This is a genomic window from Streptomyces sp. BHT-5-2 (assembly GCF_019774615.1).
GTDB lineage: Bacteria > Actinomycetota > Actinomycetes > Streptomycetales > Streptomycetaceae > Streptomyces.
The window spans coordinates 3,923,033-3,939,095 of record NZ_CP081496.1 but is presented as its reverse complement, the minus strand read 5'-3'; the positions used below and the strand labels follow the sequence as shown (position 1 = coordinate 3,939,095).

At 68.2% G+C, this 16,063-nt stretch carries 18 protein-coding genes and 1 pseudogene; 9 read left to right on the top strand and 10 right to left on the bottom strand.

What is annotated here, in order from left to right; translation table 11 throughout:
* Nucleotides 1-126: 126 nt before the first annotated feature.
* Complete coding sequence (locus tag K2224_RS17625; RefSeq protein WP_221907462.1) at nucleotides 127-927, bottom strand: alpha/beta fold hydrolase; 801 nt, start codon at nucleotides 925-927, stop codon at nucleotides 127-129.
* A gap of 175 nt (nucleotides 928-1,102) precedes the next feature.
* Between K2224_RS17625 and K2224_RS17620 the strand changes: the two genes are divergently transcribed.
* A complete protein-coding gene (locus K2224_RS17620) occupies nucleotides 1,103-1,957 on the top strand; it encodes an AraC family transcriptional regulator (protein WP_313904780.1) in 855 nt (284 codons plus the stop codon).
* 242 nt (nucleotides 1,958-2,199) lie between these two features.
* Here K2224_RS17620 and K2224_RS17615 read toward each other — a convergent pair whose 3' ends face one another.
* Both K2224_RS17615 and K2224_RS40645 read right to left on the bottom strand, forming a co-directional pair.
* A complete protein-coding gene (locus tag K2224_RS17615) occupies nucleotides 2,200-2,835 on the bottom strand; it encodes a VOC family protein (RefSeq protein WP_260692737.1) in 636 nt (211 codons plus the stop codon).
* Entirely contained in the window at nucleotides 2,817-2,954 is a 138-nt protein-coding gene (locus tag K2224_RS40645) for a hypothetical protein (RefSeq protein ID WP_260692736.1), read from the bottom strand. The genes K2224_RS17615 and K2224_RS40645 overlap by 19 nt, the downstream gene beginning before the upstream one ends.
* A 320-nt stretch (nucleotides 2,955-3,274) precedes the next feature.
* Between K2224_RS40645 and K2224_RS17610 the strand changes: the two genes are divergently transcribed.
* The 3 genes from K2224_RS17610 to secY all read left to right on the top strand — a co-directional run bounded on the left by K2224_RS17610 (nucleotide 3,275) and on the right by secY (nucleotide 6,224).
* Nucleotides 3,275-3,781: a SigE family RNA polymerase sigma factor gene (locus K2224_RS17610; protein WP_221907460.1), complete on the top strand. Its 507-nt coding sequence runs from the start codon at nucleotides 3,275-3,277 to the stop codon at nucleotides 3,779-3,781.
* 10 nt (nucleotides 3,782-3,791) lie between these two features.
* The gene (locus tag K2224_RS17605) at nucleotides 3,792-4,187 is read left to right on the top strand and encodes a cellulase (protein WP_221907459.1); all 396 of its coding nucleotides are present in this window, start codon (nucleotides 3,792-3,794) and stop codon (nucleotides 4,185-4,187) included.
* A 726-nt stretch (nucleotides 4,188-4,913) separates the two neighbouring features.
* Entirely contained in the window at nucleotides 4,914-6,224 is a 1,311-nt protein-coding gene (secY, locus tag K2224_RS17600) for a preprotein translocase subunit SecY (protein WP_221907457.1), read from the top strand.
* Between the two features lie 128 nt (nucleotides 6,225-6,352).
* Here the strand turns inward: secY and K2224_RS17595 are convergent, their stop codons facing one another.
* Nucleotides 6,353-6,973, bottom strand: coding sequence for a GrpB family protein (locus K2224_RS17595; RefSeq protein ID WP_260692735.1), 621 nt, complete (start codon nucleotides 6,971-6,973; stop codon nucleotides 6,353-6,355).
* Nucleotides 6,974-7,033: 60 nt separating this feature from the next.
* Here K2224_RS17595 and K2224_RS17590 point away from each other — a divergent pair, with 60 nt between their 5' ends.
* Nucleotides 7,034-7,342, top strand: coding sequence for a WYL domain-containing protein (locus tag K2224_RS17590; protein WP_221907455.1), 309 nt, complete (start codon nucleotides 7,034-7,036; stop codon nucleotides 7,340-7,342).
* A 43-nt stretch (nucleotides 7,343-7,385) separates the two neighbouring features.
* Here the strand turns inward: K2224_RS17590 and K2224_RS17585 are convergent, their stop codons facing one another.
* On the bottom strand, nucleotides 7,386-8,111 hold the full coding sequence (locus K2224_RS17585) for a dienelactone hydrolase family protein (protein WP_221907454.1): 726 nt from the start codon (nucleotides 8,109-8,111) through the stop codon (nucleotides 7,386-7,388).
* Between the two features lie 234 nt (nucleotides 8,112-8,345).
* Here K2224_RS17585 and K2224_RS17580 point away from each other — a divergent pair.
* Both K2224_RS17580 and K2224_RS17575 read left to right on the top strand, forming a co-directional pair.
* Nucleotides 8,346-9,320: pseudogene (locus K2224_RS17580) on the top strand (PLP-dependent cysteine synthase family protein); the annotation flags it as partial.
* Between the two features lie 423 nt (nucleotides 9,321-9,743).
* Nucleotides 9,744-10,286 (top strand): DUF2231 domain-containing protein, encoded by a 543-nt coding sequence (locus tag K2224_RS17575; RefSeq protein ID WP_221907452.1) that lies wholly within the window; start codon nucleotides 9,744-9,746, stop codon nucleotides 10,284-10,286.
* Nucleotides 10,287-10,534: 248 nt separating this feature from the next.
* Here the strand turns inward: K2224_RS17575 and K2224_RS17570 are convergent, their stop codons facing one another.
* Nucleotides 10,535-11,242 carry a TetR/AcrR family transcriptional regulator gene (locus tag K2224_RS17570; protein WP_260692734.1) on the bottom strand — a complete coding sequence of 236 codons (708 nt, stop codon included), beginning with the start codon at nucleotides 11,240-11,242 and terminating at the stop codon, nucleotides 10,535-10,537.
* A 224-nt stretch (nucleotides 11,243-11,466) separates the two neighbouring features.
* Nucleotides 11,467-12,027 (bottom strand): class I SAM-dependent methyltransferase, encoded by a 561-nt coding sequence (locus K2224_RS17565; RefSeq protein ID WP_221907451.1) that lies wholly within the window; start codon nucleotides 12,025-12,027, stop codon nucleotides 11,467-11,469.
* Nucleotides 12,028-12,603: 576 nt separating this feature from the next.
* On the opposite strand from K2224_RS17565, the gene K2224_RS41695 reads away from it, so the two are divergent.
* On the top strand, nucleotides 12,604-12,810 hold the full coding sequence (locus K2224_RS41695) for an SDR family oxidoreductase (protein ID WP_399018848.1): 207 nt from the start codon (nucleotides 12,604-12,606) through the stop codon (nucleotides 12,808-12,810).
* Nucleotides 12,807-12,932 carry a hypothetical protein gene (locus tag K2224_RS40640; RefSeq protein ID WP_260692733.1) on the top strand — a complete coding sequence of 42 codons (126 nt, stop codon included), beginning with the start codon at nucleotides 12,807-12,809 and terminating at the stop codon, nucleotides 12,930-12,932. Before K2224_RS41695 ends, K2224_RS40640 begins: the two co-directional genes overlap by 4 nt.
* A 137-nt stretch (nucleotides 12,933-13,069) precedes the next feature.
* On the opposite strand, the gene K2224_RS17555 is transcribed toward K2224_RS40640, so the two are convergent.
* The 3 genes from K2224_RS17555 to K2224_RS17545 all read right to left on the bottom strand — a co-directional run bounded on the left by K2224_RS17555 (nucleotide 13,070) and on the right by K2224_RS17545 (nucleotide 16,029).
* The gene (locus K2224_RS17555) at nucleotides 13,070-13,921 is read right to left on the bottom strand and encodes an LLM class flavin-dependent oxidoreductase (protein WP_221907449.1); all 852 of its coding nucleotides are present in this window, start codon (nucleotides 13,919-13,921) and stop codon (nucleotides 13,070-13,072) included.
* A gap of 267 nt (nucleotides 13,922-14,188) precedes the next feature.
* A complete protein-coding gene (locus tag K2224_RS17550; RefSeq protein WP_221907447.1) occupies nucleotides 14,189-15,055 on the bottom strand; it encodes a TauD/TfdA family dioxygenase in 867 nt (288 codons plus the stop codon).
* A 14-nt stretch (nucleotides 15,056-15,069) separates the two neighbouring features.
* Nucleotides 15,070-16,029 carry a threonine/serine dehydratase gene (locus tag K2224_RS17545; protein WP_221907445.1) on the bottom strand — a complete coding sequence of 320 codons (960 nt, stop codon included), beginning with the start codon at nucleotides 16,027-16,029 and terminating at the stop codon, nucleotides 15,070-15,072.
* Nucleotides 16,030-16,063: the final 34 nt, after the last annotated feature.

Sequence of the window (16,063 nt, the reverse complement as noted above, 5' to 3'; positions counted from 1 at the left end):
CACACCCCGTGCGCCCCCACCCCGGGGCCGGCACCGCGAGCCCTCCGTAACGCTTGTGCGGACCTGCCCGACAGGGCGAGCGGCGTTGTGTGCGCTCGGCGCCCGGCGCTCGGCGTTGCGGTGCGGTCAGCGCTGAAGGGGTGTCAGGAAGTCCGCGAGGGCTCTCGCGACAGCGTCGGGCGCCTCCACCGGCAGTAGGTGACCGACGCCGGGCACGGTCGTCAGAGTCGCGTGCGGGATGTGGGGCAGGAGATGGTCGCGCAGGACCTGCGGCGGTTCCACCACGTCGTTCTCGGCGGCCAGTACGGTCACCGGAACGTCGATGTTGCGGACGGCGCGGGTGATGTCCCGCGCGATCCCGCGCAGGGGCCACTCGTGCCGGGCCTCGGGCCCGGCGGCCAGGCTGTCCCGCACCGCAGTGGCGCGCACTGCCGCAGGCAGCGGCGTGGCGGTCAGGACATGGTCGAGCGCGTGCTGCACCGTCTCGGGGGAGTCGTAGGCGTGGGACAGCCGTTGCCGGAACTCCTCGGTCACCGTGGCGGGCGGCTGTGGCGGTGCGGGCGCGACGAGCACCAGCCCGGCCAGTCCGGTCGGCCTGCGGGCCGCGACGAGTTGGCTCGCCTTGCCGCCCATCGAGTGGCCGACGAGGACGTACGGCCCCGTCACGCAGGCGGCGACCACCATGCCGAGATCGTCGGCGAGTTGGTCGAGGTGATGAGGCCCGGGCAACACCCGTGAGGTGCCCCAGCCGCGCTGGTCGAAGCGCACCGTCGCCTGCCCGGTCGGCAGCCGGCCAAGCACCCCGTTCCAGGTGTCCGCGGAGCCGCCCCAGTAATGCACGAACACCAGCGCCGGCCCGGTACGCCCCCCTGTCCGCACATCGAGCTGCCCACCCGCCACAGGAACCGCTGTTGTCGTTTCCACCATCGTCCCGCCTTCCCCGTCGGCTGCGGCAAGCCGCTCCCGCAGCCCTGCCCCAGCTTCCAACCAGTAGTCTGACCTGCCTGTCAGGCCCAGTCCTGACGGTAGGCGGGGGAGTGGAAGCTCCCTGGCGGAAAGGAACACGATCCTTGTGGAAAGCGGACACTCTGCGGTGCGGCAAGTGCACTACCTCCCTGCCGTCGGATCCGCGTACGGGATCGAGGTCCTCTCGTTCGCCGCGCTGCATTCGATGGACGTCCAGCGCCACCGCACCCGGCCGCAGCGCCCCGACTTCCACGTGCTCGCCATCGTCGAATCCGGAACCGGCACCCACGAAGCGGACTTCCACAACCACCGGCTCGGACAAGGCAGCGCCGTGTGGATCCGGCCCGGCATGGTGCACCGCTGGAGCGATATCGACGCCTGCGACGGTCCCCTGGTCCTGTTCCGCCCCGGCTTTCTCCCCGGCTTCACGGTCGCAGCGGCCACCACGCCGGTGTGCTGGCACCTTGAGGATCAGTGCCTGGCCCTCGCCCTGCTCGCAGCCGATCACCTCGACCGAGAGCACCACACGGCCGCGCACACACCACGTCTGGCTTCCCCCGAACTGCTCTCCCACCTGCTGGCGGCACTGATCCTGCGCACACTCCCCAACACGCCGGCTCCCACCGGCGCGACAGGATCCGCCGGCCGGCGCACCGAGGTGTTCCGCGCCTATCGGGCCGCTGTCGAAGAGCACTTCACCGACTGGCACCACGTGACCGACTACGCACAGGCACTGGGCTACGACGTGCGCACCCTCACCCGGGCCGCCCGTGCCGCCACCGGCACGGGCGCCAAGGCCCTCCTCGACCAGCGCATCCTGCTGGAAGCCAAAAGACTGCTCGCGCACACCGACCTGCCGGTCAGCAGCTGCGCCCGGCGCCTGGGCTTCCGCGACGTCGGCAACTTCACCACGTTCTTCCGACGCCAGGCCGACATGCCCCCCACCACCTGGCGTTCCGCACACCGCACAGCCGGCCGACACAGCGCCTGACTGCCTGGACCGCCGCGACTCGTCGCGGTCCGGCCGGACCCTGCCTATCTGGAGGCAGCCTCCCATGTCCGGGTCGCCGTAGATCGCATCGAGGTCGGTGGTCGTCTCGAAGCCGAACTGCTCGGCGAGCGGCGTGAGTCTGGCCGGCTTACGGCCGAAGACGACGACGTTTTCGACGTCGGGGTGGGCGGCGTGGACGGCGGCATGCGCGCGGCCGAAGCCCGTGCCCAGCAGACCGATCTTCATCGGGGGTCCTCCTCGTGGTTGCCGTGGGTGTTGCTGTCCCCGTTGCTGTTGCCGTTGCCGTCGTTGAACAGACCGAATCGGTTGCCGTGCGGATCCCGCAGTCGCCTGAGGCGGGGCCCGCCGGGTCGGGCCTCGGGCCCCTGCTCGACGTGGGCTCCCGCCGTCCCGGCCTGCTCCACCAGGGATGCGACGTCGTCGGCCAGGAAGCACGGCATGGCGTAGTCGGCGCCGTCCATGCGCCCCGTGTGGTCGTACAGCCCGCCGGCCGGACGCGGTCCCTTCGGCCCGACGGTGAGGACGGACTGGCAGGGCCCCTCGCCCTCGAACTGCCAGCCGAAGGCCCGCGCGTAGAAGTCACGAGTGGTCCTGGGGTCCGTGGTGCCCATTTCGAACCAGCCGAACGTGCCGGGCTGCGGTTGGCAGGTGACCTGCTCCATCTGCCGATGGGTGGCGTCCATGCGCTGCTCGAAGCGGGGCGCGTTGCTCTGGGAGAACAGTGCGAAGGCATTTCCCTTGGGGGCGCGCAGCCGAGCGAGGACAGTGACATCACCGACGGAGGTGGGGGAGACCTCCACGCCGGCGCCCGATGCCCGCAGTCGCTCGACGTCGGCGATCACGTCTGCGGACAGCACCGTGAGGGGTCCTTCCCGAAAGACCAGCCCAGCAGTGGTCCGTAGAAGTCCTGGATCGACTGGGGATCGCCGGTGGCGAACTCGAACCAGACGACGTTGCCAGGGAACATGAAGCTCATGACGCCCTCTCTGTGCGTGAGGTGGCCGTTGGACAACGTCCAGACCTCGGTCGGGAGTGGCCGCGCCCAAAGCCAAACCAGAAGGGCTTGAGGACCGGTGACGTCGTAAAGCGCGGGCGGTTGGTCTGGGGCCTGTGATGTGTTCAGATCGGCGCGCGGTGCCTGGGCGGTGTGGCAGATGGGGCGCTCCAGGAGTTGGGCCGGGGATACGGGGCCGAGGTCGGCATGTGAGCCAGCTCACGTCTGGCGACTGCATAGCGGGACGTGGGCCAGTGCCTTTGTAGGGATGTAGGCAAGTGTCGAGACGAGGGGCGGCGTTGATGGGTCAGTTGCGGGCCGATGCGTTCGACCGGTTCGTGGCGGATCGTTGGTCGTCGCTGCTTCACCTGGCGCATCTGCTCACCGGTGGAGATCGGCATCGAGCCGAGGACCTGCTGCAGGAGGCGCTGGTCAAACTGTGGTTTGCGTGGCCGAGGGTGGCCGAACAAGCGCCGGAGGCGTATGTGCGCCGGGTGCTGGCCCGCGCGGCGGCTCGCTCGGCGCGACGTCGCTGGTGGGGCGAGCGTCCGGTGGAACGGCTGCCGGAGCTTCCCGAGGTTGGCGATGTGGCCACTGCTGTGGAGGAACGGACTCGGTTGGAGGCCGCGCTGGCATTGCTGCCGGTGCGGCAGCGCGCCGCGGTGGTGCTGCGCTACTACCAGGACTTGTCCGAGGCGCAGGTTGCCGAAGCGCTGGGGTGTCCGGTGGGCACCGTCCGGTCGCTCACGTCACGGGGGGTGACGCGATTGCGGCAGCTCCTGGGTGACGCCATCGAGCCGGTGAAGTGAAGGAGACATCATGGAAGACTTTGAACACGAACTCGCGCGGATGATGCGCGCTAGCCAGGCAGACACACCCTTTGACGATCAGCACAGGCAGCGGCTGCAAGCCGGGGTCCGTGCCCGGCGGCGTGCTCGGAGGGTCTGGATGGCTACCGGCTCGGCGCTGACGATCGCCGGGCTCGGTGTCGGGCTGGAAGTGCTGCCGAGCGCTTCCGCTCAGGGCGGGTCCACCGTTCCCCGGCAGCAACCCAGCTCCACGACCGTGCCGGCCCCCGTCCCGAACCGCACCTGCACTGCCGTGCCGGTCCCGATTCCGACCTACTCCTCAACGACCGTGCCGGTCCCGATGCCCACCCGCACCTGCACTACTGCGCCGGTCCCGATCCCGGCCCACACCTCCACGACCAAGTAGCTTCGGCCAAGGTTCAGGCTGTGGCAGTTGAGAGGCGGACGGAAACGGCAGGGATGCCGAGCCATGGTGCAGGGCTCTTGGAGCGGTGGGCATCGTCCCGCTGGCAGAGCAGCTTGACGCCCAACTGGCAGCGCGCGGCCGGGATGGGGGAGATGGAGCGGTAGTGCCGTAAGTACCCTCCGAAACTCGCCTGCTTCGAGTCGACCACCACCACCGACCGCCCGCCGACGGGCGGATGCGCGAGTCGACACCGGTGATACCGGCCTACCTGCCCAGTCGGTTGCCCACGCCGAGACCCGGTCATCGGGTCGCGGCAGGTCAGGCGACCACCTGAACCAACTACCCGCCCAAATCCACACGCTGGGCACCTACGGCAGCAACTATCTGCCGGAGATCGTCGCGCTACCGAAGGCGCCAATCACGATATCGCCATGCGGTTCCGCCATCAAAGGTGTGCCCAGCGCCACGAGTTCCAGTACTTCGCGTCGGTCCTTGCTGCGCTCGGAAAACCACTCCTGGACAACGGTGACCGCTGCCTGCCAACGGGAATATTGACGTGCGTCCAGATGGGCGGAAGTCGTTGCCGCACCGCCCGCGAAGGCAACCGCGCCCGCTTCACCTTCGGGTGATCCGGCCGCCGGGGTGGAAGCAACTCGGCGGGCAAGGACAGTCGGGAATCAGTGCAGATGCTCTATCAACTTGCGAGATTAAGGACGATTTGAAAAAGTGCCCACCGTACTCGTCAGGATCTTCAAAACGCCCGGTCTTCGCAAAAAGATACTCTGCACGCTGGGAATATTGCTCCTCTATCGGTTGGGGCAGAACGTTCCGGTCCCCGGAGTGGACTACCGGAACGTTACGCAGTGCATCAGGGAAGGGGTCGGCAACGGCGGCCTCTTCGGCTTGATCAACACGTTCAGCGGTGGTGCGCTACTACAGCTCACCGTCTTCGCCCTGGGGATCACGCCGTACATCACGGCGAGCATCATCCTTCAACTGCTGACGGTGGTGATCCCGCGCCTGGAGGCACTGAAGAAGGAGGGCCAGGCGGGCACCGCGAAGATCACCCAGTACACCCGGTATCTGACGCTGGGACTGGCGGTGCTCCAGGGGGCCGCGCTGGTGGCCAAAGCCCAAAGCGGCGGGCTCTTCCCCACCTGCCGACTCCGCGCCCAGATCGTCCCGGACGCCTCGATCTTCCAGACCTGCGTCATGGTCGTCACCATGGTCGCCGGCACCGCCGTCGTAATGTGGTTCGGAGAGCTCATCACCGACCGCGGCATCGGCAACGGCATGTCGCTCCTGATGTTCACCTCCCTCGCCGCCAGCTTTCCGGCCAACCTGTGGGGGATCAAGAAGTCGGGCAAAATCCTGAGCGGTTGGGGCGAGTTCGCCATCGTGATCGCGGTCGGCCTCTGCATGGTTTGCCTCGTGGTCTTCGTCGAGCAGGCGCAGCGCCGGATCCCGGTCCAGTACGCAAAACGAATGATCGGCCGCCGCTCCTACGGCGGCACTTCGACCTACATTCCGCTGAAGGTGAACCAGGCGGGCGTGGTTCCCGTCATCTTCGCCTCATCAATTCTCACCATCCCCAGTTTGATCGATTTCGGCGGCAACTCGGCGTCGGGGTGGTCCCGGTGGATCGCCACCAATCTCACCAGGGGTGACCAACCGATCCATCTCGCACTTTACTTCCTGCTGATCGTCTTCTTCGCGTTCTTCTACGTCACCATCTCCTTCACCCCCAAAGAAGTTGCCGACAACATGAAGAAGCACGGCGGGTTCATCCCCGGTATCCGAGCCGGGCGACCGACGGCTGAATACCTGGGCTACGTGCTCAACCGGATCACCTGGCCGGGAGCGATCTACCTGGGACTGATCGCCCTTGTGCCCACAGCGGCACTCGTGTTCTTCAACGGCAGCAATTTCCCGTTCGGCGGCACGAGCATCCTCATCATCGTGAGCGTCGGATTGGAGACCGTGAAGCAGATCGAGAGTCAGCTCCAGCAGCGCAATTACGAAGGGTTTCTGCGCTGACGCGCATTGCCTGGCCATGGCCACCGTGGCCAGAACGAACTGGTCGACGTCGGCGTGCTGCGGGCCGAGCCGGCCCTGTTCGGCCCGGTTGCCGACGGTCAGTGGACCGTGGACCGGTGAGGAGGGAATCAGCGCCGGTGGGTCGCGGGCCGGGCCGTCATCGTGGTGGACGGTCGCCACCCCGTGGCCCGTGCCCAGGGCTCGGCGACGGCGACCACAAGATCGACCACGGGATCCTTGACATCGGCGTAGGTGGCGAGATCCGGAACGGCCTGCGCCAGCACCTGCTTGAAGCGGGCGTAGGCCGGTACCGCCTCGGGGTGTGCCCGCAGCCAGTCACGGAAGAGGAGCGCCAGCCGCTCGTTGGGCGAACCGGCCCTCCGGACATGGAGGTTGACGTCCAGCCCCTGATGACCTTGGCGGATCCACAGCCGCTTCGTCCAGCGTGCCGGATCGTCGTCACTGCCTGCGGGAACGTGGTCATGTCGATACGGAGCGAGGACGAAGCCCCGTTCGGCCAACGGCCTGGTGAACGCGCCCTCCACCTCCTCCAGTGCGCGCACGCTGACCTGGAGGTCGAGAACCGGCTTGGCCGCCATACCGGGGACGGCCGTGCTGCCGATGTGCTCGACATGGAGCGCGAGCGGCCGGAGCAGGTCGTACAACTCTTCTGCCACGGCCTCGGCCTGGACCGTCCAGCCGGGATCGGGAGCGACCACTACGACGTCGGGGGAGGAGTCCTTGTGCATCGGGCGATTGTAGGCACCCCGGAATCCGACGATGCAGGCCGGTCGGAGCTTCGAGCGCCGATGATGGGGCGGTGTCGCGGAGGTGGCGACACCGCCCGCGCCACCGTCCCCGCCGACGCGGACACCGTCCGCACCCGCACCGGCGCACTCCCCGACCGCATCACCCCACTCGACGACGGCACCTGCACCGCCGACATCTCCGCCGACAACCCCCTCCACATCGCCCAACGCCTGCTGAACCTCGGCCCCCAAGTCACCCTCGAAGCAGACCCCGAACTCGCCGGGCACCTGAGGGCTCTGGGACAGCAACTCCTCGACGCCGCCCACAGCATCAACGCACCGGCCGAGCCCGAACAACCGGCCCCATGACTACCGCCGACCGGTAACCGTCACCCAGCCCCGACGCACCGGCTCACTCCGTCACGGGAAGGCACTCGGCGAGCAGGTCGACGATGTCGCGCCAGGCTCGCTGCGCGTGCTGCGGGTGGTGGCCGACGCCGGGGCGCACGGTGTGGTCGACCGGTGGGTGGTGGAAGGCGTGCAGGGCTCCGCCGTAGACCGTGAGGCGCCAGTCGACGCCCGCGGCCTGCATCTCGGCGGTGAACGCCTCCCGTTGCGCGGGCGGCATGATCGGGTCTTCCGAACCGACTCCGGCCCACACGGGGCATCGGATGTGTGCGGCCTCGCCCGGTCGGCCCGTGGTCACCGCGTTGATTGTCCCGATCGCGCGCAGATCGACGCCGTCGCGTCCGAGTTCCAGCGCGATGGCGCCCCCGGTGCCGTAGCCGATGGCGGCGATCCGGTCGGGGTCGGTCCGCGGTTCGGCCCGCAGTACGTCGAGGGCCGCATGGCCGATGTCCCGCATCCGCTCGGGGTCGGCGAGCAGCGGCATGCAACGGGCCAGCATCTTCTCGGGGTCGCTCACATAGCGCCCGCCGTGGAGGTCGAAGGCCAGCGCCACGTAGCCCAGTTCGGCGAGCGCATCGGCCCGGCGGCGCTCGACATCGCTGAGCCCCATGCCCTCTGGTCCGAGCAGCACCGCGGGCCGGCGGTCGACGCCGGTTGGGAGCGCGAGGTGCCCGATCATCGTGAGACCGTCGGCCTGGTATCGGACCGTGCGCGTGGTAACCGTCGTCATGGGACTGGACTGTAGTGATCGTCGAGCCTGGTGAGGTCGGTGTTCACCGCCGGCGGAACTGCGCCGGGAGCGACGATCGAGGGCGCGATGACACCGCCGATCAGCTCTGTCGCCGGCAACCCGCCCCCTTCCGCCCCGGCCGCGCCGATCGCGTGAAGCCGAAGCCCCAGACACATGCGATGCCGAAGGCCGGGAGTCGGCTCCCGGCTTCGGGCCTTCCGGCAGACTGCTGTGATGGACGTCTACGAATCCCTTGTCGACGTGGTCGGCAACACCCCGTTGGTGCGGCTCAACCGGATCACCGTGGGCCTTTCCACGCCCGTCTACGCGAAGTTGGAGTACGTCAACCCGGGCGGGAGCGTCAAGGACCGCATCGCACTGTCCATGGTGCGGGCCGCCGAGGACGCCGGGCTGCTGCGGCCGGGCGGCACCATCGTGGAGACCACCTCGGGCAACACCGGTGTGGGGCTGGCCATGGTGGCGGCGCAGCGCGGCTATCGCTGTGTGTTCACCCTGCCGTCGAAAAGCAGCACCGAGAAGGTGTCGGTGTTGCGCGCCTACGGTGCCGAGGTCGTGGTCTGCCCCGGCGACGTGCCGCGCGAACACCCCGACCACCCCAGGTCGGTGGGCGAGCGGATCGCCCGGACCACCCCCGGTGCGTGGCTGGCCGACCAGTACAGCAATCCCGCCAACCCCCGTGCGCACCACGGCGGTACGGGCCCGGAGCTGTGGCGGCAGACCGAGGGCCGGATCACGCATCTGGTGGCCGGCATCGGCACCGGCGGCACGATCAGCGGCACCGGCGGCTACCTCAAGGAGGTCAGCGGCGGCCGGGTCCAGGTGATCGGCGCCGACCCGGAGGCATCCGTCTACTCGGGCGGACCAGGCACCGCGTACGCGGTGGAGAGCATCGGCCTGTTCCGCCATCCCGATACCGTGGACGACTCCTGGCCCGAGTCGTTCCACACCGACGTGGTGGACGGGTTCGAGCGGGTCAGCGACCGCGACTCGCTGCTGACCGCCCGTCGGCTGGCCCGAGAAGAGGGGCTGCTGGTGGGCGCATCGGCCGGGACCGCGGTCGCCGCGGCGCTCCGAGTCGCCGCCGGGCTCGGTCCGGACGACCTGGTGGTCGTGGTGCTCCCGGACTCCGGCCGCAACTACCTGAGCAAGGTGTTCGACGACGAGTGGCTCCGCGAGCAGATCGGCGACGACTTCCCGGCCGGACGGCCCGATGGGGCCGGAGCTGCGAGGCCCGCGCCGGGCAGCGCCACCTGAGGGGCGCCGGTGACACCTGGCCGGTGACATCTGGTCGACGCGCTCATACAACATACGGGTGTCCTGCGGGAGTTGGAGTGGCGGCAGAATGCCTGGCCTGGCAGCGCCAGGCACGCGCAGCCACCCAGGCAATGGGCAGTGGTGAGGCCGCCGCCCGGGTCGCCGAGACCCAGGCCAGCTCGCTCCTGGTGGTCGAATCCCGCTCGCCGGGAATCGACGCCGCCCCGCCGGCTTCCATCCCGCTGACGTCGGCGGTCTGTGGGCATCGGAGTCGTGGATGCTGTTGGACGACTATGAGCGTCTACACGCTTGTAGTAGATTTTCGGCCGCCAGCTACTTCGGAAGCAGGGGGAGGCCATGGGCCCCACGGTGATCAATGGGATACCCGCGCATGTGCTCTTCGTCCATGTCGTGGTCGTGCTCGTACCGCTCACCGCGCTTGCGCTGGTGGTCTGCGCCGTGTGGCCCGACCTGGCCCGGCGGTTCGGAATCGCCCTTCCGGTGCTGGCCGTGGTGACGCTCGTCAGCGTGCCGCTCACCACCCACGCAGGAGAGTGGCTGGAGCACCATGTGGACCGCGATCCCCTGGTGCGCCGGCACACCGAGCTGGGGGATGGTCTGTTGCCGTGGACGCTGGGCCTGTTCGCACTGGCGGTGGCGCTGTGGTGGATGCAGCGACGTACCAGGACCGCTTCCCCGGCCGACGCCATCGCGGCGGCCGACGGGGAGCGGTCGGGAACGGGCGGACGAGGTGCGCTGAAGGCTGTGGCCGTAGTGCTGTCGCTGGTGTTGGGAGCCGGTGCGGTCGTACAGACCTACCGCATCGGGGATTCGGGAGCCCAGGCTGCCTGGCACGACAACTTCTCCACCACGCGCACACCCGAAACGGGCGGTCGGTAAGCGGTCGTTCAGTCGGCGGTCGGCCGCGAGCGAAGGTGCAGGCACCTCGTCGTTCGGTACTCCGATCAGCGCCGAATCTCCTTTGCGCAGGCAGGAGTTGAGGTCATTGGCCCACGTTGTGCCCAGGTGTGTGACGCCGCGATCTGGTGCCGGGTGAGGCCGTAGGCGGCGAATGGCTGGGCTCGGGCATACGAGGTGGCCGACGGGCGCCGGGGGCTGCCGCGCCGGGGGCGTGGCACGGTGCCGGATCAGCGTTGCAGCCACTCGTCGAGAAGCTCGGCCTCGGCTTTGCTGAGGCTGGGCAGTTCGGGCAGGTGGGTGCGGAATGCCGCAACGACGGCTGCCTGATCCTGAGCGGAGACCGCGGGCTCATCTGTGAGGATGGCGCCGGCGACCGTATCGAAGGCGGCGTCGGCGAGGCCCGGGTCGTCATGCCCCGGTGGCAGTGTCAGGAGGGTGTGGACGGTTCCGACCCCCGCCGCGCGGATGAGGTTGACGGCGCGTTCCTCGCTCACCCGAAGCCGCCCGGCGGCGGCGATTCTGTGCACCCGCTCGGCAAGGACCCGCACTCCCATGGCCTGGGCGGGGGCGTCGCGTGCGCGGGCCGGGTCGAGCAACAGGCCGTAGACATGCGGGTTGGCCAGGCCGAAGCTGATCTGCATGTCCCATCCGGCGCGGAGGTCTTCCACGGGGTCGTCCGAGGGCGCGCTGGTCTGCTTGTTCGCCACATGTTCGGCGAAGACATGCTCCGCGGCGGCATCCAACAGGTCGTCCTTGCCCGGGAAGAAGCGGTACAGAGCAGGAGGCTGCAGCCCCGCCTCGTGGGCCACACGGCGCGTGGTCACCGCGGCCGGGCCCTGCTCGCGCAGCAGGCCGGCCGCGGCCTTCACGATGCGGTCCCTGGTGACGTCCCGCCGCTGCGTGTTCGATGCCATGGCAACGATGGTATCGCCCAAGTGTGACGGGTGATGTTATCGCTGATATCGACCCGGATCGAGCCCGGCCGGTCGACTACGACAGGCCGGGCTCCACTCAGTACCGCAACAGCCGCAACCCCGGACGTCTGGCTCCGTACATGATCGCTCAGGCAGGTCCCGGCACCGGTGGCACGGTCGTGGCGCGGTGCGCGGGACTGTGTGTGCGGTCATGTCGCTCCGGCTGAGCCGCGGGGCGAACGTGTTCAGGCAGACGTCTCGCGGCAGTCGCAGATGGGTGTCCGCGCGGGATGGACCGGTGGGTTGACCGGCGTCAGGTGGTGGACCCGGGCCGGCGGAAGGTTCCCCAGCACCGTCTCCGTGCGGAACGTGTGTCGACGCAGGATGCGGCGCAGTACGCCGAGCCCGGCGAGGGTGCGCTCGCGGTCGACTGCGTCGGTGAGTGTCCGGCGTACGGTTTCACCGCCCACGTACCCGAAGAGGGACAGCGTGCCGCCGGGCCGCAGGGATCCGAGGAGTCGGTCGAAGATCTCTTCGGTCGTGTGGGCGTCGAAGTTGGCGAACGGTAGGCCACACACGATGGTGTCGTAGGAGGCGAGTTCTTGTTCTTGGATCAGGCCCGTGTGGATGCGCAGTCTCGGGTCGCCGGCGTAGGTGTGTCGCAGGAGGGCGGCGAAGCGCGGGTTGGCCTCGATCAGGTCCAGGGTGTCCAGTTTGCCCAGTGAGTCGGTGATGTGGCGGGTCACCGCACCTGTGCCGGGCCCCACTTCGAGTACCGCACGGCGGCGGCCGGGATTGGGGATCATGTACCGGGTGAGGGCCCTGCAGAGCCGGGTGCCGCTCGGGGCGATGGCCCCCACGTCTCGACGGGTCTTCGCATATTCCCGGAGGAAAACGGTTACTTCGGCCACGCGCCATCCATCTGTCTAGTGCTTGCGAAATTAACGAGGTGCGAGTGATGACACCTTCTTAGACGGCCATCGTGGCGACTTCGTGCCGAGCAGTGTGCCCTTGAACTGGTAAAACAACTGATGAGCGGTCGGGGAGATGTCGTGAAGGAGATGTGCCGGGGGCTCCTCGCTCCCGTCACGCGATCCCGTGCCGCCCGGAACATCACTTCACGAGTGCAAGGCCGGAATTTGCCCGATCTTCCTGGCTTTGATCGGAGTTGTGCGGGCTTTCCCCCGTTGTGGCGCAGTGGCGGCGGCCGCTGTCGAGCGTCGATCGCTTTGAGGCTGAGCGGCACCGGCGTGCGCGGATACGCATCCCACAGTTCCCTGCGCGGATCAGCGCATGGCGGTGCATGCGTGTGATTCCAATGGAATTATCAGCGTTAACGTATTTTCCGTTCCATTGGAAGCAACGTCAGATGGGAGCCACCGATGTTGATCGTCACGGGAGCCACCGGACGTCTCGGGGAACTGATCGTCAACCGCCTGTTGGAGCGGGTGCCGGCCGAAAGGATCGGCGTCAGTATGCGCGACGTGAGCAAGGCCGCCGACCTCGCCGCGTCGTCATGGACGACGACGAGTGGATCTCCGCAGCAGTCGCCGGCGGGATACCGCGGCAACCTGCGGAGCTCTCCTTGACGATGTTCACTGCATCGCGCAATGGCGAGTTCGACGTCAACGACTCCACATCGGAAGCCGTCATCGGCCACCCCGCGAAGACCGTCCAGGAAGTGTTGGAGGCTGCCGTACGCCCCCGGTGAACCCGACCGGCCCTTGGCCCTGGCGGGTCGAGGTCTCTGCGGCGCGACCCGCCAGGGAAAGAGGGTATGTCTCTCAGGGCACAGTCACCCTCGGCGCGATCCGGCTCCGGCTCCGGTGAGGAGGTGGCGGACGATCCCTAGAAGAGGGTGTCGGCAAGGCGGTCGATCTGGTCGACGTCAGGGGACCAGCAGTAGAGCATGACCTCATCGGCGCCGATGCCGATGAAGTCGTCGACCGCCTTGCGGATCGTCTCCGGCGTGGTGAGAAGCCCATTGGCCACGTGGTCGGCGCGGCCACTGAATCCGTAGTAGTCGCGGACGTTGCGTCGGGCTTGCTCGACGGTGCTCTCGGGACCGAGGGCGACGTTGGCCTGGGCGACCAGGCGCGGTCGGCCCGGGCGATCGTGCTTCTCCCAGACCGCCTCGACGTCGCGGAACAGGCCGGCCATGAACTGCGGAGGCAGCGCGGCACCGAGGAAGCCGTCGCCGAACCGGGCGACGCGCTCGATCGCGGCTGGGGCGAAGCCTCCGAACAGTACTTCCGGGCCACCGGGCGTCGCCGGCACGGGGCCGATGGGCCCGACGTCTTCGCCGAACGATTCGCCGCGCCAGATCCGGCGCAGTACGGGCATCTGCTCGTCGAGGCGGCGACCCCGGCGTCGGATGTCGATGCCCGCGGCCAGGCAGTCGTCTTCGCGACCGCCGACGCCGATGCCGAGCGTGAACCTGCCGCCCGACATGCGGTCGAGGGTCGCGGTCTGCTTGGCGAGCATCGCCGTGTTGTGGACGGGCGCGATCAGAACCTCGGTCTGGAGGCGGATGCGGGAGGTGGCGCCGGCGAGCGCAGCAAGGGTGACGAGGGGCTCAGGATTGTCGAAGACGAGCCGGTCGAGCAGGCCGAGGGTACTGAACGGGCCGGTATCGGCGCGCTGGGCCCAGGTCAGCAGCAGGGCGGGATCATCGATGGGGAGACCGAGGCCGATCTTCATGAGGACTCCTTGGGAGGGTATGCCGAATCGGGTGCCGCCCCTCCGTGGTTCCGCGTCGCTGTGCGCGGGCCTGCTCCCGTTCTGCGGCTACGTTTCCAGGGAGCGTGAATCTTCAGAGTGCGGTGACCATATCGCGGTCGGCCGCGCCTGAGCAACGTGTTTCCAGCGCCGGTGTCTTGGGGGCGGCCAGGCCCTCCAGAAGCCCCGGCCACGTCGCGCCCGTGCGTGGGGTGGGGCGCGACGTGGCGGGTGGGGGAGGAGATGTGGTCAGAGCTTCAGGAAGGGCTTGTCTCCCGCGATGTTGATGCGGTGCATCAGGCGCTCGTGCGGGAAGTAGTCCGCGACCGCGAGGTGCTGGGTGCAGCGGTTGTCCCAGATCACCAGGTCGCCCTGGGCCCAACGGTGCCGGTAGATCAGCTCGTTGGTCTCGATGTGGCGGCAGAGGAAGCCCAGCAGCGCCCGGCTCTCGGACTCGGTCACGCCGTTGATCCGCGTCACGTACGGGTTGGAGATGTACAGCGCGCGGCGCCCCGTCTGGGGGTGCGTACGGATCAGCGGGTGCTCCACAGGGTCCTGGTCCGCGAACTGCTGGTCCGGGTCTATGCCCTTCTTGCGCAGCGACTTCTGAAGGTTGCCGTAGTCCGGGCCGAACGCCTTGCGCACGTCGTGCGTCGCGGTCAGCTGGAGCAGCAGCTCCTGCATGGGCACGGACAGCGACTCGTACGCCAGGTACATGTTGCCGTAGAGGGTGTCCCCGCCGACCTTGGGCGTGATCTTGGCGTAGAGCGCGGTGCCGAGCGGGGGCTCGGCCCAGCCGCTGTTGTCGGTGTGCCAGTCGTTCAGCCCCGGCGGCTTCTGCTCGTTGTTGTGGAGCACCATCACTTCGGGATGGCCCTCAACGGTCATCGGCAGCAGGTGGCTGTGCGTCAGCAGCGGCCCGAAGCGCGCGGTGAACGCCTTCTGTTGCTCGACCGAGATGTCCTGCTCCGGAAAGACCAGCACGTTGTACTGGTGGAAGGCGTCCTGGACCGTCTTCCACGCCTCGTCCGAAAGCTCCTGCGACAAATCGAGACCCGTGACCCGGGCTCCGATGGCGGGGCTTACCGGCTCGACGACGGGCAGGTTTTTGCTCATGTTGATATTGCTCCTCAATGCGAAATAGGCGTGGTGAGCGGCTGACCGGTGGTGGTCAGGGTGTGCAGCAGGACGTCGGGATCGATGACGCCCCCGCTGACGACGGCTACGGGGCTGTGCCAGCCGTGAGCGGAGGAGTGCTTCAGCGCGGCTGCGTAGGCCGCGGCTCCTGCGCCTTCGCAGACGATCTTGTCGGCGAACGCCAGTGACGACAGCGCCTCCGCGATCTCCTGCGGAGTCACCGTGAACACCCCGGCCAATTTGTCCTTCAGCCGCTCGAACTGAGCTGGAATGACGAAGCTCGCGCCGATTCCGTCCACGAACGAACGCTCGTACGTCACTTCCGTGGGACGCCCCGCGCGCAGTGATGCGGAGAGTGGGGCTCCGGTGCTGATCTCCACGGCGTAGACGGGGACCTTCAAGTAGGTCGCCAGGCTGTAGGCGAGGTTCCCGCCGCCGTACGGCACCAGCACCGCGTCCACATCCGGCAGATCGTCCTGGATTTCCATCCCGATCGTGGCGATGCCCATCGAGACGTACGGATCACTCTCCGAGGAGAGGAAGAAACCCGGCAGGTCGGGAAAGGAGGAGGAGACCATGGTGCGACGCCAGATCGGGTACGGGACCGCAACGATCCGCGTCCTTGGGTTGTACGCCAGTATCTGCGACCGCTTCGCCTCCGGGATCGAGTCCGGCACCACCACCGTGTACGCCAGATCCAGCTCCGACGTCACATGCGCCAGGCCCTGCGCGAAATTGCCCGAGCTGCCTGTCACAACGCCTTCGCGGACGATCCGGGACCATACCTCCGGACGGAACCGCCGGTACGCGTGGAGCGCACTGAGTGCGCCTCGGGCCTTGAAGGAATTGGTGATCTGAAGGTTCTCGCACTTCAGGTGAATGTCCACCGGGCTCGGCGACTTCGCCTGAAGCAGCGGTGTGCGGCGGATATGCGGATCGATGAGTTCGCGCATGCGCCGTACCGAGGCCGGGGAAATGGCCTCGGAT